Annotated in this window: 15 protein-coding genes; 12 read left to right on the plus strand and 3 right to left on the minus strand. The window is 74.4% G+C overall.

Annotation, left to right across the window (positions count from 1 at the left end):
* Nucleotides 1–33 precede the first annotated feature (33 nt).
* The 8 genes from AB0O82_RS21530 (at nucleotide 34) to AB0O82_RS21565 (ending at nucleotide 11360) form a co-directional block, all read left to right on the plus strand.
* Nucleotides 34–555 carry a MarR family transcriptional regulator gene (locus AB0O82_RS21530; RefSeq protein ID WP_363373080.1) on the plus strand — a complete coding sequence of 174 codons (522 nt, stop codon included), beginning with the start codon at nucleotides 34–36 and terminating at the stop codon, nucleotides 553–555.
* Between the two features lie 124 nt (nucleotides 556–679).
* A complete protein-coding gene (locus AB0O82_RS21535; protein WP_363585579.1) occupies nucleotides 680–1162 on the plus strand; it encodes a hypothetical protein in 483 nt (160 codons plus the stop codon).
* Nucleotides 1159–2025 (plus strand): NmrA family NAD(P)-binding protein, encoded by an 867-nt coding sequence (locus AB0O82_RS21540; RefSeq protein ID WP_363585580.1) that lies wholly within the window; start codon nucleotides 1159–1161, stop codon nucleotides 2023–2025. Before AB0O82_RS21535 ends, AB0O82_RS21540 begins: the two co-directional genes overlap by 4 nt.
* A 438-nt stretch (nucleotides 2026–2463) precedes the next feature.
* Nucleotides 2464–6390 carry a Pls/PosA family non-ribosomal peptide synthetase gene (locus tag AB0O82_RS21545; protein ID WP_363585581.1) on the plus strand — a complete coding sequence of 1309 codons (3927 nt, stop codon included), beginning with the start codon at nucleotides 2464–2466 and terminating at the stop codon, nucleotides 6388–6390.
* A complete protein-coding gene (locus AB0O82_RS21550) occupies nucleotides 6387–7751 on the plus strand; it encodes a M1 family metallopeptidase (RefSeq protein WP_363585582.1) in 1365 nt (454 codons plus the stop codon). The genes AB0O82_RS21545 and AB0O82_RS21550 overlap by 4 nt, the downstream gene beginning before the upstream one ends.
* A 233-nt stretch (nucleotides 7752–7984) precedes the next feature.
* Entirely contained in the window at nucleotides 7985–9364 is a 1380-nt protein-coding gene (locus AB0O82_RS21555; protein ID WP_363585583.1) for a serine hydrolase domain-containing protein, read from the plus strand.
* A 350-nt stretch (nucleotides 9365–9714) separates the two neighbouring features.
* Nucleotides 9715–10551: a GNAT family N-acyltransferase gene (locus tag AB0O82_RS21560; RefSeq protein WP_363585584.1), complete on the plus strand. Its 837-nt coding sequence runs from the start codon at nucleotides 9715–9717 to the stop codon at nucleotides 10549–10551.
* Nucleotides 10548–11360, plus strand: coding sequence for a lysophospholipid acyltransferase family protein (locus AB0O82_RS21565; RefSeq protein ID WP_363585585.1), 813 nt, complete (start codon nucleotides 10548–10550; stop codon nucleotides 11358–11360). The genes AB0O82_RS21560 and AB0O82_RS21565 overlap by 4 nt, the downstream gene beginning before the upstream one ends.
* Nucleotides 11361–11410: 50 nt before the next feature.
* Here the strand turns inward: AB0O82_RS21565 and AB0O82_RS21570 are convergent, their stop codons facing one another.
* A complete protein-coding gene (locus AB0O82_RS21570; RefSeq protein ID WP_363585586.1) occupies nucleotides 11411–13105 on the minus strand; it encodes an MFS transporter in 1695 nt (564 codons plus the stop codon).
* A gap of 170 nt (nucleotides 13106–13275) precedes the next feature.
* On the opposite strand from AB0O82_RS21570, the gene AB0O82_RS21575 reads away from it, so the two are divergent.
* From AB0O82_RS21575 to AB0O82_RS21585, 3 genes are all read left to right on the plus strand, one after another.
* Nucleotides 13276–13953 carry a TetR/AcrR family transcriptional regulator C-terminal domain-containing protein gene (locus tag AB0O82_RS21575; protein WP_363585587.1) on the plus strand — a complete coding sequence of 226 codons (678 nt, stop codon included), beginning with the start codon at nucleotides 13276–13278 and terminating at the stop codon, nucleotides 13951–13953.
* Between the two features lie 119 nt (nucleotides 13954–14072).
* Nucleotides 14073–15026, plus strand: a complete 954-nt coding sequence (gene pip / locus AB0O82_RS21580; RefSeq protein ID WP_363585588.1) for a prolyl aminopeptidase — start codon at nucleotides 14073–14075, stop codon at nucleotides 15024–15026.
* A gap of 146 nt (nucleotides 15027–15172) precedes the next feature.
* The gene (locus AB0O82_RS21585; protein ID WP_363585589.1) at nucleotides 15173–16171 is read left to right on the plus strand and encodes a YdcF family protein; all 999 of its coding nucleotides are present in this window, start codon (nucleotides 15173–15175) and stop codon (nucleotides 16169–16171) included.
* A gap of 120 nt (nucleotides 16172–16291) precedes the next feature.
* On the opposite strand, the gene AB0O82_RS21590 is transcribed toward AB0O82_RS21585, so the two are convergent.
* A complete protein-coding gene (locus AB0O82_RS21590; RefSeq protein WP_363585590.1) occupies nucleotides 16292–16876 on the minus strand; it encodes a PaaI family thioesterase in 585 nt (194 codons plus the stop codon).
* 201 nt (nucleotides 16877–17077) lie between these two features.
* Here AB0O82_RS21590 and AB0O82_RS21595 point away from each other — a divergent pair, with 201 nt between their 5' ends.
* Nucleotides 17078–18520 carry a PHB depolymerase family esterase gene (locus AB0O82_RS21595; protein WP_363585591.1) on the plus strand — a complete coding sequence of 481 codons (1443 nt, stop codon included), beginning with the start codon at nucleotides 17078–17080 and terminating at the stop codon, nucleotides 18518–18520.
* 23 nt (nucleotides 18521–18543) lie between these two features.
* Here AB0O82_RS21595 and mca read toward each other — a convergent pair whose 3' ends face one another.
* Nucleotides 18544–19503: a mycothiol conjugate amidase Mca gene (mca, locus tag AB0O82_RS21600; RefSeq protein ID WP_363585592.1), complete on the minus strand. Its 960-nt coding sequence runs from the start codon at nucleotides 19501–19503 to the stop codon at nucleotides 18544–18546.
* Nucleotides 19504–19572 lie beyond the last annotated feature (69 nt).

Consider the following 19572-nt stretch of genomic DNA (forward strand, 5'->3'; position numbering starts at 1 on the left):
ACCGGGAAACTGATGAGGCGCCATATTACTTTCATGACACAACGCCCCGACGCCGGCAGCGGCGCCCCCACTCTCGACCAGGCGCGCCGCCAGATCGCCCGCTACGGCCTCACGGCCGACCCGCAGGCGATCCTGGTCGCGGCCCGGCTGATGGCGGCGGGCGCCCGGATCGGCCAGGCCGGGGAGGTGCACTTCGCCCGGTTCGGGCTCTCCACCGGCCGCTACCGACTGCTGGCCGACCTGGAGGACCACGGCGGCGAGAAGTCGCCCTCCCAGCTCGCGGCCGGCCTCGGCGTCTCGCGGGCGACCGTGACCGGCCTGGTGGACGGCCTGGAGCGGGAGGGCCTGGTGGTCCGCCGTCCGTCCGCCGAGGACGGCCGCGCCAACGTGGTGGTCCTCACCGCACGCGGCGCGCAGCGGCTGCGCGATCTGGCGCCCGAGCACTTCGCCCGGATGCAGGCACTGGTCGGCGGGCTCTCGGTCGAGGAGCGCGCCACCTTCCTCGACCTCCTGGCCAGGGTGGTCGAGGGTGCCGACGCGCTGACCGCGGACTGACCCGGTCGAGAACGGCGGGCCGCGCAAGGCGGCCCGCCGGCTTCACGACCCAATAGTTAGGCACCTAAGCACTAATAGTTAGCCACCTAATCACTTCACCCCAACACCTCCGCAGGAGAAGCCCATGAGCAAGAAAGCACCCGGCGCACCGCCCCCCTTCACCCTGTGGCGGGAGGTCCTCGTCGCCTACGCGATGCCCGCCGTGATGGCCGGCATCGGCGGGGCCGTCACGCACCAGCCGCAGCTGTTGATCGCCGCGGCCACCACGATCGGCGGCACCTCGGCCGTCGTCGCCACCCTGGTCGGCTCCGCCCTGCGACGCCGGCCCGACCGCTCCCCGGGCGGCCGGGCACCGCGCGCCCTGCTGGCCCCCGCACTCGGCCTGGCCGCCGCGGCCGTCGCACTCACCGTCGGCCTCGCGGCCGCGCACTGGCTGCCGCAGATCCACGGGCTCGCCACCAGCCCCTGGCCCGGCCGCCTTCCGATCGACCTGCCGGTCTCGTCGGCGATCGCGGCCACCGTGATCACCTGGCGCTGGCGCGGCAGCCGCCGGACCCGATCCCCGCAGCACCGACTCTCCACCCGACCGGAAGGACAGACCTCATGATCGTCGTCATGGGCGCCGGAGGCGCCACCGGCGGTGCCACCCTGCGCAGCCTCGCCGCCCTCGGTGCACCGAGCCGCGCACTCAGCCGCGACCCCGCCCGCCTCGCGGCCGGCCTCGACGACCGGACCCTCGCACTGACCGAGACGCTCCCGGCCGACGCCGCCGACCCGAACTCCCTGCGCGAAGCCTTCCGTGGCGCGCACCAGCTCTTCCTCACCATGGCCAACGGCCCGCACCAGGTCCAGCACGAGCTGGCCGCGATCGACGCTGCGGTCGAGAGCGGCGTGGAGCACATCGTCAAGATCTCCGCACCCGCAGCCGAACCGGACTCCCCCGTGGCCGTCTCGCGCGGCCACCACCTGGTCGAGGAGCGCCTGCGCACGTCCGGCGTCACCGCGACGGTGCTGCGGCCGTACGCGTTCATGCAGAAGCTGCTGCTGCTGGCCCCCGGCATCGCCGCCGCCGGGGTGGTGCACGGCGCCATGGGCCAGGCCCGCTGCAACTACGTCGACGCCCGGGACATCGGCGACGCCGCGGCCGAGGTGCTCACCCGCCCGGAGCTCGCCGGCGGAACGTATCCGCTCACCGGCGGCCGGGCGTACAGCTACCCGGAGCTCACCGGGCTGCTCGGCGAGCTGCTCGGCCGCCCGGTCCGCTACCTCGACCTGCCCCCGGCCGGGCTGCACACCCACTTGGTCGAGCGGGCCGGGATGCCGCCCTGGCTGGCCTCCCACGTGGTGGAGATCCAGCAGCTCGCGGCGGTCCGCCGGGAGGCACCCGACGGCACCCTCGCCCACCTCACCAGGCGCGCCCCGCGCACCCTGGAGGCGTTCCTCCAGGAGTACCTGCACCGCTTCCGCTGACCGCCCTGACACCATTCGGGCGCCATTCGGGTCTCTCTCCGGCGCCTCTCGGACACCGCTCCGACGCCTTGGCGGGCCCGGCGGCCGGGCCGGAACCGGGCCGGGAAGCCGGGCCCGCCACCCGAAGGGAGCAGCATTCGCTGTGGCGTGGATCACGATCGAGAATTAGGCCTGACGATCCGTCAATTTGACTGACATCCAGTCACATGACTGCCAGGCCCACCCAGTTGTTGACTGACACAACGTCAGCTCAGGCCATTTCCGGCCTAGTTGAGCCAAGTGTCGGGCCGTACGGCGCCTCGCACCCGGGGCTACCATCAGTCGGGTTGTCCGCTCCGGCCCCGGAGTGGGGTCACCCGGTCAGGCGAGTGCTCCCACCGCCCCGAAGGGCCGGGCATCAGTCGGAACGGGGCGAGGACGAGGAGCGTACGGGCTGCCATGACAGCTGAACCGAGCACGGAGCAGTCCGCCACGCCGCCCCACGCCACACCACCACAGGCCCCACCGCCACAGGCCCTCTTCCCGGGCCGTCCGGCCGCCGCACCGCGCACCCTGGTCGACGTCCTGGACGCCACCGTCCGCGCCCACCCCGACGAACCGGCCCTGGACGACGGGCGCACCGTGCTCGGCTACCGCGCCCTGGCCGCCGAGGTCGAGCAGCTGCGCCGCCGGCTGGCCGCCGCCGGGATCGGCCCGGACGACCGGGTGGGCGTGCGGGTCCCCTCGGGCACCAACGACCTGTACGTCTCGATCCTCGCCGTGCTCGCCGCCGGCGCCGCCTACGTGCCGGTCGACGCAGAGGACCCGGACGAGCGCGCCCAGCTGGTCTTCGGGGAGGCCGGCGTCGCCGCGGTGCTCGGCACCGACCGCGCGCTGACCGTCCACCGCGAACGCCCGGTCCCCGACCCCGGCGAGGCGGCCGCGGAACCCCGCCCCCGCCCGACGCCGGCCGACGACGCCTGGATCATCTTCACCTCCGGCTCCACCGGCCGCCCCAAGGGCGTGGCCGTCACCCACCGCAACGCCGCCGCCTTCGTCGACGCCGAGGCGGCGCTCTTCCTCCAGGACGAGCCGATCGGCCCCGGCGACCGGGTGATGGCCGGCCTGTCGGTGGCCTTCGACGCCTCCTGCGAGGAGATGTGGCTGGCCTGGCGCCACGGCGCCTGCCTGGTGCCCGTCCCCCGCTCCCAGGTACGCAGCGGCGCCGACCTCGGCCCCTGGCTGGCGGAGCAGGAGATCACCGTGGTCTCCACCGTCCCGACGCTGGCCGCGCTCTGGCCGGCCGAGGCGCTCAACGAGGTGCGGCTGCTGATCTTCGGCGGCGAGGCCTGCCCGCCGGAGCTGGTGCAGCGGCTGGTCACCGAGGGCCGCGAGGTCTGGAACACCTACGGCCCCACCGAGGCCACCGTGGTCGCCTGCGCCGCGCTGCTGACCGGCGACGGCCCGGTCCGGATCGGCCTGCCGCTGGACGGCTGGGACCTCGCCGTGGTCGACGAGGCCGGCGAGCCGGTCGCGGCCGGCGGTACCGGCCAGCTGGTGATCGGCGGGGTCGGTCTGGCCCGCTACCTCGACCCGGAGAAGGACGCCGAGAAGTACGCGCCGCTGGCCTCGCTCGGCTGGGAGCGGGCGTACCGCAGCGGCGACCTGGTCCAGGCCGACCCGGCCGGCCTGCTGTTCCTCGGCCGCACCGACGAGCAGATCAAGCTCGGCGGCCGCCGGATCGAACTCGGCGAGGTCGACGCGGCGCTCCAGGCCCTGCCCGGCGTGGCGGGCGCGGCCGCCGCCGTCCGCACCGCGCGCGGCGGCAACCAGCTGCTGGTCGGCTACCTGGTCGTCCAGGACGGCTTCGACCGCGAGCAGGCCGTCGAGAAGCTGCGCGCCGAGTTGCCGGCCGCCCTGGTGCCGCTGCTCGCGCCGGTCGACACCCTGCCCACCCGCACCTCCGGCAAGGTCGACCGGGCCGCCCTGCCCTGGCCGCTGCCCGAGCTGGAGAACGCCGGGCCGAGCGAGCAGCTGTACGGCACCGAGGCCTGGCTGGCCGAGCAGTGGACCGAGATCCTCGGTGTGACGGTGAGCGGCCCGCGCGACGACTTCTTCGGCATCGGCGGCGGCAGCCTGGCCGCCGCCCGGCTCACCACGCTGCTGCGCACCCGCTACCCGAACGCCGCCGTGCTGGACGTCTACCAGCACCCGACGCTGCGCAAGCTCGCCCGGCACCTGGAGCGCACCGCCGCCCAGAGCGGCCAGGCCCGCACCATCGCCCTGGTGCCGACCCGGGCCAAGCTGCTCCAGCTGCTCCTGCTGATCCCGCTGTTCACCGTGGTCGGCCTGCGCTGGACGGTCGCCCTGCTGGCGGCCGGCAACCTGCTCTCCCACCTGGGCGACTACCCGTGGGCGCCCACCGCCTCCTGGTGGGCGGTCGGCGCGGGCGCCCTGGCGCTGTACACCCCGGCGGGCCGGCTGGCGATCGCGGCCGGCGGCGCCCGGCTGCTGCTGCGCGGCCTGCGCCCGGGCAGCCATCCACGCGGCGGCGCCGTCCACCTGCGGCTCTGGACCGCCGAGCGGCTCTCCGAGCTCAGCGGCGCCACCGCGCTGTCCGGCGCCTGGCTGGTCCGCTACGCCCGGGCGCTGGGTGCCAAGGTCGGGCCCGAGGTCGACCTGCACTCGCTGCCGCCGGTCACCGGGATGCTGAAGCTGGGCCGGGGCTGCGCCGTCGAGGCCGAGGTGGACCTGTGCGGCTACTGGCTGGACGGCGACCGGCTGGAGGTCGGCCAGGTCAAGGTCGGCTCCGGCGCCGTGGTCGGCACCCGCTCGACCCTGCTGCCCGGCGCCCGGGTCGGCAAGCGCGCCCAGGTACTGCCCGGCTCTAGCGTCACCGGGCACGTGCCGACCGGCCAGCGCTGGGGCGGCGCGCCCGCCGTCAAGCTGGGCCGCGTCGAGCGGGCGTGGCCCAAGGAGCGCCCGCCGCACCGGGTCTTCTGGGCCGCGCTCTACGGTGCCAGCGGCACGGCGCTCGGCCTGCTCCCGGTGGCGCCCGCGCTGGCCGCGCTCGCGGTCCTCGCCGGTTTCGTCCACCAGGGCGACGGCCTCGGCGCGGCGCTCGGCGGCGCGCTGCTCGGCCTGCTGCCCGCCACCCTGGCGTACGGCGCGGTGTACGCGGCGCAGCTGGTGGCCGCCGTCCGGTTGCTGAGCCGCGGTCTGCTCCCCGGGGTGCACCCGCTGCACGGCCGGGTCGGCTGGCAGGCGTGGACCGTCACCCAGCTGATGGACCGGGCCCGGGAGGTGCTCTTCCCGCTGTACGCGGGGCTGGTCACGCCGCTGTGGCTGCGGGCGCTCGGGATGAGGGTCGGCCGGGGCGCGGAGGTGTCCACAGTGCTGGCGCTGCCCAGCCTGACCACCGTCGGCGACGGCGCGTTCCTGGCCGACGACACCCTGATCGCGCCGTACGAGCTGGGCGGTGGCTGGGTGCGGCTCGGCGAGGCGAAGGTCGGCGAGCGGGCGTTCCTCGGGAACTCGGGAATGACCGCGCCGGGGCGGGCGGTGCCCAAGCGGGGCCTGGTGGGCGTGCTGTCGGCGACGCCGGAGAAGGCCAAGAAGGGCGGCTCGTACCTGGGCATGCCGCCGATGCGGCTGCCGCGCGCGGCGGACGAGGCCGACCAGAGCCTGACCTACGAGCCGCCAGCCCGGCTGCTCTGGGCGCGCGGACTGGTCGAGCTGGCCCGGCTGCTGCCGGTGCTCGCCTCGGGGGCGCTCGGCGTGCTGACCGTCGCGGTGCTGTCCCGGCTGTCCGTCTCCTGGTCGGCGGGCGTGGCCGCGCTGCTCTCGGGCCTGGTGCTGCTGGGCGCCGGCGCGGTGGCCTGCCTGGTCGCGGTGGCGGCGAAGTGGCTGCTGGTCGGCCGGTTCCGGGCGGTGGAGCACCCGCTGTGGAGCAGCTTCGTGTGGCGCAACGAGCTCGCGGACACCTTCGTCGAGGTGCTGGCGGTGCCGTGGCTGGTCGGCGCGGTGCCGGGCACGCCGGTGCTGAACCTCTGGCTGCGGGCGCTCGGCGCGCGGATCGGCCGCGGCGTCTGGTGCGAGAGCTACTGGCTGCCGGAGGCGGACCTGGTCACCCTCGGGGACGGCGTCACCGTCAACCGGGGCTGCGTGGTGCAGACGCACCTCTTCCACGACCGGATCATGCGGATGGATACTGTGGTCCTCCGCGAGGGCGCCACCCTGGGCCCGGGCGGCATCGTGCTGCCCGGCAGCACGGTGGGCGCGCGCAGCACGCTGGGCCCGGCCTCGCTGGTGATGCGCGCCGAGTCCGTCCCCGCCGACACGCGGTGGCTGGGCAACCCCATCGAGGCGTGGCAGCCCACGTCATGACCACCCGTCCCGGCCCGCAGGAAGTGCCCGCCCCCGTGAAGCCCAAGCACGTCCCGGCGACCGCCGGCGCCCCCGACCCGTACTTCCCGGCCAACGGCGACCACCGCTACCGGGTCCACCGCTACGAGCTCGTGCTGGACTACCGGCCCGGGCCGAACCGGCTGGCGGCCTCGGCCCGGCTGAGCGCCGTGGCGGACGCGGCGCTGGCCGAGTTCGCGCTGGACCTGGCCGAGTTCCGGATCGGGCGGGTGCTGGTCGACGGCAAGGCCGCCCGTTACACCCACCGCGCCGGCAAGCTGCGGATCCGTCCGGCCAGGGCACTGGCGGCGGGGGCGGCGTTCACCGTCGAGGTGCACTACACCGGCAACCCCCGTCCGGTGCGCAGCCCGTGGGGCGGCCTGGGCTGGGAGGAGCTGACCGACGGCTCGCTGGTCGCCAGCCAGCCGATCGGCGCGCCGTCATGGTTCCCGTGCAACGACCGGCCCGCCGACAAGGCGACGTACCAGATCGCGGTCACCACGCCGTCCCCGTTCACCGTGCTGGCGAGCGGCCGGCTGCTGACCCGCACCACCCGGGCGTCCAGCACCACCTGGGTGTACGAGCAGAGCGCGCCGACCTCGCCGTACCTGGTGACGGTGTCGATCGGCCACTACCGGCCGGTGCCGCTGGCGGCCCGCCCGGCCGTGCCGCAGACCGGCTACGTGCCGGAGCGGCTGGTCCCCGCGTTCACCCGGGACTTCGGGCGGCAGCCGGAGATGATGGCGTACTTCGGCGAGGTGTTCGGGCCGTACCCGTTCGGCGAGTACGCGGTGGTCGTCGCGGACGAGGAACTGGACGTCCCCGTGGAGGCGCAGGGCGTCGCCACCTTCGGGACGAACCACCTCGGCGGCGGCTGGGAGCGCGAGCGGCTGATCGCCCACGAGCTGGCGCACCAGTGGTTCGGCAACAGCGTGACGATCGCCGACTGGCGGCACATCTGGCTGAACGAGGGCTTCGCCAAGTACGCCGAGTGGCTGTGGTCCGAGCACGCCGGCGGCCCGGCCGCGGCCACCCACGCCGCCGCCGCGCACGGCCTGCTGGCCGGGCTCCCGCAGGACCTCAGGCTCGCCGACCCGGGCCGCAGGCTGATGTTCGACGACCGGCTGTACCAGCGCGGCGGCCTCGCCGTGCACGCGCTGCGGCGGGCGCTGGGCGAGGACGCCTTCTTCGCGATGCTGCGGGACTGGACGAGCATCCACCGGCACGGCGTCGTCGGCACCGCCGACCTGCTCGCGCACGCCTCCCGGTACGCGGCCGCCCCGCTGGCCCCGGTCTTCGAGGCCTGGCTGCAGCGGCCCGAACTCCCGCCGCTGCCGGGCTGACCGGGCCGGCGGCGACATCGCGAGGCGTTCAGGGGGCGATCGCGGGGCGTTTGCGGAGATAACGGGTGGATCCTTCGGAGCGGCCTGGCTAGGTTGGGTTCGTCTGCTGCCCGTCCGTGTTGGCCGGCGGCCCTCGCCTGCGGACCTCGCCGACGGTCTCGTCGGCGGACCTCGTGGCAGACCACTCCGACGGGCCTCCCCGCCGGACCACGCCGAAGGATTCAGAGGATCAGATGACCGATCAGTCCGACGAACTGCTGCCGACCACCCGCCGCGCCCTGCTGCAGCGGATCGCCGTCGCCCAGGCCGAAGGCCGCACGCCCTCCCTGGCCGCCGGAGTGGTCCGGGACGGCCGACTGGTCTGGAGCGGCGCCCGCAGCATGATCGACGGACACGCGCCGACCCCCGACGTCCAGTACCGGATCGGCTCGCTCACCAAGACCTTCGTCGCCGTGCTCGTGCTGCGGCTGCGCGACGAGGGCCTGCTCGACCTCGCCGACCCGCTCGCCCGACACCTGCCCGGCACCCCGGCCGACGGCGCGACCGTCGCGCAACTGCTCGCCCACACCGCCGGACTCGCCGCCGAGACACCCGGGCCCTGGTGGGAACGGACCGACGGCTCCCTGCGGCCCGGACTGGACGACCTGCTGGAGCCCGGCGCCGCGATCAAGCACCCGGCCGGGCGCCTCCACCACTACTCCAACCCCGGCTACGCGCTGCTCGGCGCGCTGGTCGAGCGGCTGCGCGGCGAGCCCTGGGGCGAGGTGCTGCGGCGCGAGGTGCTGGCACCGCTCGGCATGGACCGCACCACCCTGCTGCCCGAGCACCCGCACGCCGGAGGCTTCGCCGTCCACCCGTGGGCCGACGTCATGCTGCCGGAGCCGCTCACCGACACCGGGCTGATGGGCCCGGCCGGCCAACTCTGGTCCACCGTCGCCGACCTGGCCCGCTGGGCGGCCTTCCTCTCCGCCGGGGACGACAAGGTGCTGGCCGCCGACTCGCTCGCCGAGATGCGCCGGCCCGCCACCGGCCCCGACGACACGGCCTGGACCTCCGGATACGGCCTCGGCCTGCAACTGCGCCGCCACGAAGGCCGGGTGCTGTACGGCCACACCGGCTCGATGCCCGGCTTCACCGCCGCACTGTGGGTCAGCGATGAGGACGGCCTGGCCGCGATCGCCCTGTCCAACGCCACCACCGGCGCCGGCACCACCCTGGTGGCCGCCCAGTTGATCACGCTGACCGCCGAGCACGAGCCCCGGCTGCCCGAACCCTGGCGTCCGCTGCCCGAGGTCGACGAGGAGCTGCTGGCCCTCACCGGCCCCTGGTACTGGGGCACTTCGGCGCAGGCCCTGCGGCTGCGGGCCGACCGCGGCCTCGAACTGACCTCGCTCGTCGGCGGAGCCCGCAGCTCCCGCTTCCGCGCCGAGCCGGACGGCACCTGGACGGGGCTGGACAACTACTACACGGGCGAGACCCTGCGGGTGGTCCGGGCCGCCGACGGCACCGTCAGCCACCTGGACCTCGGCTCCTTCGTCCTCACCCGCGAACCCTACGGCCCCGCGCCCGTCATCCCGGGCGACGTCGACCCGCAGGGCTGGCAGGCCCTCTAGGCCCCGCCGGGGCGCGCGCTTCTCGGAGCACGCCGGTCGCGCGCAACACCACACCCGTCCACGGGAGTTCCGGGGGAATCCCGGGGGAGGGTGGCAGGCCCGGGCGCACAGGCGCCCGGGCTGTCCACCCCCGGCGGGCGAGCGCCCGGTGCCCGGCAGATGACCGGGAGGCGACGGGTGGTCCCATTCAGCAGTTGCACATCTGCGCTCCGCCGCGCCGCAACATGGATGCCAACCGGCTCGGAGAGATATACGGGGACCGGTTCGCGTGCAGGCCCAACGCCTGCGGGCCGGGCCGGTGCCCTGGCGATCCAGGGCGCCGCCGATCGTGCTGCCCTGGAGGGTCCGCCATGACCACCGTCCCCACGTACGCTCCGACCGCAGTAGCCCCCACCCAGGACGCCCCCGCCGTCCCCGCCCCCCGCCGGCCGCAGGCCCCGGCCGCCTACACCGTCTCCCTCGCCCGCGACGCCGACGACGTGCGCGCCGCCCAGCGGCTGCGCCACCAGGTGTTCGCCGCCGAGCTCGGTGCCGTCCTGCACAGCCCGGTCGCCGGCCTCGACGTCGACCCCTTCGACGAGTTCTGCGACCACCTCCTGGTCCGCGAGGGCGAGCACGGCGCCGTCGTCGGCACCTACCGGCTGCTGCGCCCCGAGGCCGCCCGGCGGGCCGGACGGCTCTACTCCGACGGCGAGTTCGAGCTCTCCGCCCTGGCCCCGGTCCGCCCGGGCCTGGTGGAACTCGGCCGCTCCTGCATCCACCCCGACCACCGGGGCAACGGCGCCGTCATCAACCTGATGTGGGGCGGCATCGCCCGCTACCTCGCCGACACCGGCAACACCTGGGTCGGCGGCTGCTGCTCGATCCCGCTGGACGACGGCGGCGCCACCGCGGCCCGGGTCTGGGACACCGTCAGCGCCAAGTACCTGGCGCCCGAGCAGTACCGGGTCACCCCGCGCCGCCGCTGGGACGCCACCGGCGTGCCGCGCGCCGAGCGCGGCGCGCTGCCCGCCCTGCTCCGCGGCTACCTGCGGCTCGGCGCCTGGGTCTGCGGCGAGCCCGCGTACGACCCGGACTTCGACTGCGTCGACCTGTACGTGCTGCTGTCGCTGGAGCGCACCGACCCGCGCTACCTGCGGCACTTCCTGTCCGGACTGCCCGCCCGGCCCCTCGGCGCCTCATCATGAGCGTCTGGCTGCCGACGGCCCCCTGCCGGCCCGAGACCTGCCTGGCCGAGACGGCGCCCGCCGTCTCGCACCCCCGGCGGGCGCTGCGGCTGGCGGCCTGCCTGGCGGCGGTGCTGGCGGGCGTGCTGCTCAGCCTGCCGCTGCGCCTCCTCCCGCACGGCACCCGGGAGCGGCTGATCCGGCTCTGGGCGCGCGTCCTGTTGCACACCCTCGGGGTCACCGTCCACCTCGGGACGCCGGGCGGCGCGCTCGGCGGCGGGACGCTCGTGGTGGCCAACCACGTGTCCTGGCTGGACATCCCGCTGATCGCGGCGGGCCGCCCGGGCCGCTCACTGGCCAAGACCGAGGTCCGCCGGTGGCCGGTGCTCGGGCCGCTGATCGCCTGGGGCGGCACCGTGTTCCTGGACCGCGACCGGCTCCGCGCGCTGCCCGACACCGTGGCGACGGTGGCCGAGGTGCTGCGCGCCGGCCAGCCGGTGATCGTCTTCCCGGAGGGGTCCACCTGGTGCGGACGGGAGAGCGGCCGCTTCCGGCCCGCGCTGTTCCAGGCGGCGGTGGAGGCGGGCGCCTTCGTCCAGCCGGTGACGATCCGCTACCGGCTGGCGGACGGACGGCCGACCAGCGTGCCCGCCTTCATCGGCGACGACGGACTGCTCACCTCGCTCGCCCGGGTGGTCGCGGTACGCGGACTGGTCGCCGACGTGACGTTCCTGCCACCGATTCCGCCGCCCGCGCCGCAGGCCACCCGGGCGGGGGCGCGCCGGGAACTGGCCCGCACGGCGCAGGCGGCGGTCGAGGGCATCCGCTGACGCGGCGTCGGCACGCGGATCGGTCAGACCGATCAGGTCGGCCGGACCCGTCAGGTCGGTCGGACCGTCCGGGCCTCGGCCAGCGGCTCCGGACCGGAGTTCGGGTCGAGGTCGGGGCCAGGGTCGGAGTCCGGGCCGGGGCCGGAGTCCGGGCCGGGGCCGGGGCCGGGGGCCGACGCCGAGTCGGGGGCCGACGCCGAGTCGGGGGCCGATTCCGGGAGGCCGGTGCCGCTCTGGGCGAGCGGGCGGGCCCGGCCCAGCAGGACGGCGACCAGGACGGCGGTGACGACGAGCGCGGCCGCACCGCAGCGCGCCGCGAGGTGGAGGCCCTCGATGAAGGCGCCGTCCACCGCGTCCTGGACCGGGCCGGGCAGCACGGCGGCCGCGCCGCCACCGCCGTGCCCCGCCCCGGCGGGCGCGTCCGCGATCGGGCCGACGGCGTCCGGCGGCACGCCGAGCCGGTGCAGGGCGGCGGTCAGGCTGCCGGTCATCCGGTTGGTCAGCACGGCGCCGAGCACCGCGATCCCGAGGACGCCGCCCAGCTCGCGCAGGGTGTTGATGCTCGCCGAGGCCATCCCGGTCTGCGCCGGGGCGACCCGTTGGAGCACCGCGATCGACACCGGGGTGAAGGTCATCCCCATCCCGAGGCCCATCGCGAACAGGGTCCACAGGTACTCGACGTAGTGGGCGTGCTCGCCGTAGAGGGACAGCCCGCCGAGGCCCGCCGCGCACAGCACGAGACCGAGCACCAACGGCAGCCGGGGCCCGTACCGCGAGGTCAGCCGGCCGGAGAGCGGGGCGGCGACGACGATCATCCCGGTCATCGGCAGCCCGGCGTAGCCGGCGTCGGACGGGGACCAGCCGAGCGGGCCCTGCATCAGCAGCGGCAGGAAGAAGAGCGCGCCGAAGATCCCGAAGCTGACCATGAAGCCGCTGAGCAGCGCGCCGCCGAGGGCGCCGTCGCGGAACAGCCGCAGCTCCAGCATCGGTTCGGCGAGGCGCAGTTCGAGCACCAGGAAGGCGGCCAGCAGCACGAGCGCCGCAGCGCCGCAGAGGAGCACCCGGGTGTCCGTCCAGCCACGGGTCGGCCCCTCGATCAGCGCGTAGACCAGCAGGCCGAGGCCTGCGGCGGAGAGGACGAGGCCGCCGAGGTCGATCCGCCGGGCACGCGGGGGGATGTCCGGGAGCACGCGGGCGGCGAGCACCAGTCCGGCCACGCCGATCGGCACGTTGATCCAGAAAACGCTGGCCCACCCGAGGTGCTCGACCATCGGCCCGCCGACCACCGGGCCGATCGACAGACCCAACGCGGAGACCCCGGACCAGAGGCCGATCGCCCTGACGCGCTCGCGCTCGTCGGTGAAGACGTGGCGCAGCAGGGCGAGGCTGCCCGGGGTGAGCAGCGCGGCCCCGACGCCTTGCAGCATCCGGGCGCCGACCAGCAGGCCGATCGTTCCGGCGAGCGCGGCGAGCGCGGAGCCGACCGTGAACAGCGCGAGGCCGAACCGGAACATCCGGGTGCGGCCGTGCCGGTCGCCGAGCGCGCCGCCGGTCAGCACGAACCCGGCGTAGACGAGGCTGTATCCCTCGACGACCCATTGCAGGCCGCTGATCCCGGCGTCCAGGTCCTGGCCGATGCGGGGCAGGGCGTTGTTGACGATGACGTTGTCCAGCATGGACATGAACATGGTGACGCAGAGCGTCAGTAGCGCGAGCCGTTTGCGCCGGGCGCTCGACTCCTGCATGGGAACCCTCCCGATTCCTGGCCCCTAACAGCGTTAGGGAGTGGTGCGGCACGCACAGAGTGCCCCTAACGGTGTTAGATTGCAAGCGGGATCTCGCGACGGGCACTCGCCACGGACAGTCGCCACGAGACTCGCGACCGGATGAGACCGCTGGAGGCGTCCGCACAGCCATGCCGGAGAACGACGACACGACACCGCCGCTGACCAGGGACGCGCTGACCCAGGCCGCGCTGCGGGTACTGGAACGGGACGGCCTCGACGGGCTGTCGATGCGCAAGGTCGCCGCCGAGGTCGGCGTCAAGGCGGCCTCGCTGTACTGGCACGTCCGCAACAAGCAGGAACTGCTCGACCTGCTCACCGACGCGGTGATGGCCTCGGCCGAACCCCCGCCGCGCGAGGGCGGGTGGCGCGAGCAGTTCCACGCCTACTGCTGGCGCTACCGCCGACTGCTGCTCGACAAGCGCGACGCCGCCAAGGTCGTCTCGGGCCGCCTCTCCCCCGGCCCCCACCTGCTCGGCCTGATGGAGGACCAGCTCGACCGGCTCCGCGCGGCCGGCTTCTCCGACGCCGACGCCGCCATGGCCACCTACCTGCTGGGCGCCTTCGTCCAGGGGTTCGTCCTCCAGGAACAGTCCCCGATCTCGGCCGCCGAAGTCCTCGGCACCAGTCGCCGGGACATCGCCGACGCCACCGGAGACCGCTTCCGCGCCCTGCCCGCCGACACCTTCCCCAACCTCGTCGCCCTGGCCGACGACCTCACCGAACCCGACATGGACACCCGCTTCGAGTTCTGCGTGCAACGCGTCCTCGACGGGCTCGCGACCCTGCTGCCCGCCGAACGGCGCTGACCCCACCACCGCGGGCCCGGCCGACCGGGCCCCGCCCCGGGCCCGCCGAAAATCCGCGGCCCGGCCTGCGAGCGCCCGCTAGGGTCTGTCCGGCCGCACGTCCACGGAGGAGTTCCGCGATGCCCGAGCTGCACCCCCACTACGAGCCCTACGCGCAAGGCCTGCTGGACGTCGGAGACGGTCAGCGGATGCACTGGAACGCCTCCGGCAACCCGGCTGGCAAACCCGCCGCGATCGTGCACGGCGGGCCCGGATCCGGCCACCGGCCGGGCACCCGGCGGTACTTCGACCCCGAGCGGTACCACGTGGTCCAGTTCGACCAGCGCGGCTGCGGACAGAGCCTGCCGCACGCCGCCGACCCGACGACCGGGCTGGAGCACAACACCACCGAGCGGCTGATCGCGGACATGGAGCGGCTGCGCGAACACCTCGGCATCGAGAAGTGGCTGCTGTACGGCGGCTCCTGGGGCTCGACGCTGATCCTCGCCTATGCCCAGGCCCACCCCGAGCGGGTCTCCGAGATCGTGCTCTGCGGCGTCACCACGACCCGCCCCGAGGAGACCGACTGGCTCTACCGGGGCGTCGCCCGCTTCCTGCCCAGCCCGTGGGAGGAGTTCCGGAACTTCCTGCCGGCCGCCGACCGCGACGGTGACCTGGTGGCCGCCTACAGCCGGCTGCTCAACAACCAGGACGAGACCGTCCGGCGGGCCGCCGCGAACGCCTGGGCCACCTGGGAGGACGCCGTCATCGCGCACGAGGCGCTGGGCAAGCCGAACGCCTACAGCGACCGCCCCACCGACGCGCTGATGGCGTTCACCCGGATCACCGCGCACTACTTCGCGCACCACGCGTTCCTGGCCGACGGCCAACTGCTGCGCGACGCCGGACGGCTGACCGGCATCCCAGGCGAACTGATCCACGGCCGCCTCGACCTCGGCTCGCCACTCGACACCGCGTGGCGGCTGGTCCAGGCCTGGCCGGAGGCCCGACTGACCGTCATCGACGAGTCCGGGCACACCGGGAGTCCGGCGATGACCGAGGCGGTCCTCACAGCGATCGAGCGGTTCGCCTGACCGGTCCGCTCGGCCAGTCCGCCCGGCCGGTTCGGGCGGACGGTTCGGGCGGACGGTTCGGGCGGACGGTTCGGGCGGACGGTTCGGGCGGACGGTTCGGGCGGACGGCCGGTTCGCGCTAACGGCCTCCGCCTACGATACGAAGCATGATCGCCTATGTCCCAGCCGCCCTGTTCTTCCTGTTGTTCGGAGTCGGGGTACTACGCGACCGCCGCCAGTTCAGCAATGCCGTCCTGCTCGGCATCGCCGTCTCCCTGCTCGCCCTCGCCCTGCTCGCCGAGCTGCGCAAGGCGCCCACGCTGGTGATGGGACTGGCAGCGGTGGCGATCATCCTGCTGCCGGCCCTCGGCACGGCGGCCCTGGTCTGGTTCCTGATCGCCAACGGCCTGACCATGATCCGCAAGGAGGGCAGACGGCCCGCCAACCTGCTGTCCCTCCTCGCCGGGCTGGGCATCCTCGCCGTCATCGCGCTGCTGCTCGCGGCCCTGGCCACCCGCTCGCACCAGCTGGGCGTCCTGGCGGGCACCGCCGTCCTGGTGGTCGGCTACATCTCCTTCCTGTTCGTCTGCTTCGTCGGCTACGCGTTCCTCTACGGCCGCCACCGGCCGCGCCGGAACGTGGACTTCGTGGTCGTCCTCGGCTCCGGCCTGATCGGCGGCGAGCGCGTCCCGCCGCTGCTGGCCAGCCGGCTCGACCGGGGCCGGGAGGTGTACGACAAGCAGGCCGCGCGCGGCAACCCGCCGGTGCTGATCACCTCCGGTGGCCAGGGCCCGGACGAGAAGCTGCCGGAGTCCCACGCGATGGCCGACTACCTGACCGGGCGCGGCTTCCCGGCCGAACACATCGAGCGCGAGGACCGCTCCCGCACCACCGAGGAGAACCTGCTCTTCAGCAAGGCCATCATGGAACAGGCCAAGCCCGACTACCGCTGTGTCGTGGTCACCAACAACTTCCACGCCTTCCGGGCGGCGCTCACCGCCCGCAAGACCGGCGTCAACGGGCAGGTGTTCGGCTCGCCGACCGCCGCGTACTACTGGCCGAGCGCGACGATCCGCGAGTTCGCCGCCGTGTTCCTCTCCCACAAGCTGGTCAACTTCGGGATCTGCGGCCTCCTCGCGCTCTGCGGGCTGCTCGCGGCCCTCTGAACCGCAGCCGACCCCGGGCCCCGGCCGCCGCAACGACCGGGGCCCGGCCGCACCTTCAGCCGAACCTCAGCCCAGACCTCCGACCAGGCCTCCGATCAATCCACCGGTCAGGCCATCAAGTCAGGCCACCGGGCGGGGCGCCAGGATCGCGCAGGTGGTGGTGGCGTGCGCGTAGAGCTTGCCGTTCTCCACCCCGACCACCCTGGCCTCGGCCGTCGCCATCGTCCGGCCCAGATGCAGCACCAGCCCCTCGCAGCGCAGCAGCCCCGAGTCGGCGAACAGCGGGCGCAGCATGTGGACGTTCAACTGCGTGGTGGTGTAACCGATCCCGGCGGGCAGCCGGCTCAACACGGCGCAACCGAGCGCCGAGTCGAGCAGGGTGGCGAGGTAACCGCCGTGCACGGTGTTCATCGGGTTGTAGAGGTGGTCGCCGAGTTCGCCCTCGAACACTGCCGTACCCGGCTTCACCTCGGTCAGGTGGAACCCCAGGGTGCTGCAGATCGCGGGCTCCTGAATCCGGCCCGCGAGGATCTCGTGCAGAATCTCCTCTCCGCTCAGGTGTGGGAAGGCGGAGATCGGCGGGCCCGCCGTCCAGGTGTGCGTCCGGGTCCGGGGCGCCTGGCCCTCCAGGAACTGCTGGCCTTCAAGGAGCTCCTGGCCCTCCGGGGACGTCGCGCCGCCGGGGTCTGCCTCGTTCGTCGTCATGGGATCAACCTGCCCTGTTCGCGCACGCCCCTCAAGTGCCTTCCGGGGTACGGCCGGCGCGCGTCCCCCTGGCATCGGACCATGGCGGTCCACGCCATGGCGGCGCGGTGGACCTCGGGTGGCCGTCACATGGCACCGGGGCGCGGGGCGCGCCACGCTGCACGGCATCCGCCCCCACTCCTCCCCCACCCAGGAGCCCCCATGCCTCTCCGTCCTGCCGCCGCCGCGTTGCTGACGGCCGCCGCACTCGCGATCGGCACCACCGCACCCGCCCCGGCTGCGGCCGACACCGTGAGCGGGACCTTCCAGCAGGTCACCGGATTCGGCGCCAATCCGGGAAACCTGGCGATGTACTCCTACACCCCCACCGGACTGCCGAGTGGCGCGCCGCTGGTGGTCGCGCTGCACGGCTGTCTGCAGACCGCCAACGACTACTACCGCAACTCCGGTTGGACGACCTTCGCCGACCGGTACGGCTTCGCGGTCGTCTTCCCGCAGACCAGCAGTGCCAACAACAGCCTCTCCTGCTTCAGCTGGTTCGACGCGACCAAGGACGCCCGGGGCGCCGGCGAGGCCGAGTCGGTGATCGAGATGGTCACCAAGGCCAAGGCCCTGTACGGCTCGGACGACCGGCGGGTGTTCGTCACCGGGCTGTCGGCCGGCGGCGGGATGGCCTCCGACCTGCTGGCCGACTACCCGGACGTGTTCGCCGGCGGGGCGATCGACTCCGGCCTCCCGGCCCAGTGCGCGACCACCCAGGGCGCCGCCTCCGGCTGCCAGAACTCCGACCAGGGGCTCACCCCGGCCCAGTGGGGCGACAAGGTCCGGGCCGCGTACCCGGGCTACGCCGGTCCTTGGCCCCGGGTGGCGATCTGGCAGGGCGGCGCGGACACCGTGGTCAGGCCGGTGAACGCGACGGAACTGCGCGACCAGTGGACCAACGTCCAGGGTGTCGGCCAGAGCCCGACCGGCACCCGGAGCCTGCCGGGCGGCACCACCGAGGAGGTCTACGCCGACGCGGGCGGGCGGCCCGCCGTGGCGCTGTTCACCATCGCCGGGATGGGCCACGGGCTGGCCGTCAACCCCGGCTCCGCAGCCGACCGGTGCGGGGCCACCGGCAGCTACTTCCTCAACACGATCTGCTCCAGCTACTACACCGCGCAGTTCTGGGGCCTCGACGGCGGCACGGGGCCCACCAACCCAGGCCTGCCCGCCCCGACCGGGCTGACCGCGACCCCGGCGGGCCAGGGCTCGATCGCCCTCGCCTGGCAGGCCGTCAGCGGGGCCGCCTCCTACCAGGTCTACCGGGACGGCACGATGGCGGGCAGTGCCACCGGCCCGTCCTTCACCGACACCGGGCTCGCCCCCGGCACGTCGTACGGCTACACCGTGGCGGCGGTCGACCCGTCGGGGGCCGTGGGCACCCGATCGGCGGCGGTGACGGCGACCACCGGCGGCGGCGCCGAGCAGTGCTTCACCGACAGCAACTACAACCAGGTCCGGGCCGGGCGGGCCACCCAGAGCGGCGGCTTGACCTACGCACTCGGCTCGGGCCAGAGCATGGGCCTCTGGAACACCTTCGTGACGCACACCCTGAAGCAGACCGGCCCGGGCTACTTCGTGCTCGCCGACGGCCAGTACTGAGCGGGCGAAACCCGACCTCCGGCTCATCCGTCCCCCTCTCCTTGGCGCAGCCCCGCCCCTCCTGAGCGCAGCCCGGCGAACAGGTCGGTCTCGGGCCCCTCGTCCTCGCTCTCGCTCTCGCCCTCGCCCGGCACCAGGCTCCGGGCGAGGTGGTAGTCCTCCGTCGGCCAGACCTCGCGCTCGATGTCCCGCGGGTGGGCCATGAACGCGACCCCGGGCTCGATCTGGGTGGCGTGCGCCAGCAGTGCCGCGTCCCGTACGGCGAACTGCTCGGCGCACGCGATCCGGGTGGTGGTGGCGAGGGCGGGCGGGGTGTCCGGCCAGTCCGCGAGCAGTGCGCCCATGCCCGAGGGAACACCCCGCTCCGTCATCGCGTCGTGCAGGGTCTGGAACCAGGCTCTGGAGAGCGCCAGGTGGTAGTAGAGCTTCGCCGCCTGCCAGGGCTCCCCCGCCTCGGGGTGGCGGCCCGGGTCGGCGGCGGCCTCGAAGGCCTCGACCGTGACCTGGTGGGTCATCACGTGGTCGGGGTGCGGATACCCCCCGGTCTCGTCGTAGGTGACCACCACGTGCGGACGGAACTCCCGGATCAGGGCGACCAGCGGCGCCGCGGCGGCCGCCACGGGCTGGTCGGCGAAGCAGCCCGCCGGCAGCGGTTCGCCCGGGCCCGGCATGCCCGAGTCCACGAAGCCGAGGAACTGCTGGCGCACGCCGAGGACGCCCCGGGCGACCGTCATCTCCTCGCTCCGGATCCGGGCGAGGTCCGCCCGGACCTCGGGGCGGTCCATGGCCGGGTTGAGCACCGAGCCGCGCTCGCCGCCGGTACAGGTGGCGACCAGGACGTCCACTCCCTCGGCCGCGTACCGCGCGAGGGTGGCAGCGCCCTTGCTGGACTCGTCGTCGGGGTGGGCGTGGACGCTGAGCAGGCGGAGCCGCCCGGTGTGCTGGGTGAACATGGCGCCTCCGTACGTGGCTGATGTGGTCATGCGCCCTCCCCTGGTCGTCCGTCCGGAGGCCGCTCCGACCGCCCGAAAGGAACTTAGGCCGAACCCAGC

Origin of the sequence: Kitasatospora sp. NPDC088264 (assembly GCF_040685715.1) — a bacterium.
Lineage (GTDB): Bacteria > Actinomycetota > Actinomycetes > Streptomycetales > Streptomycetaceae > Kitasatospora.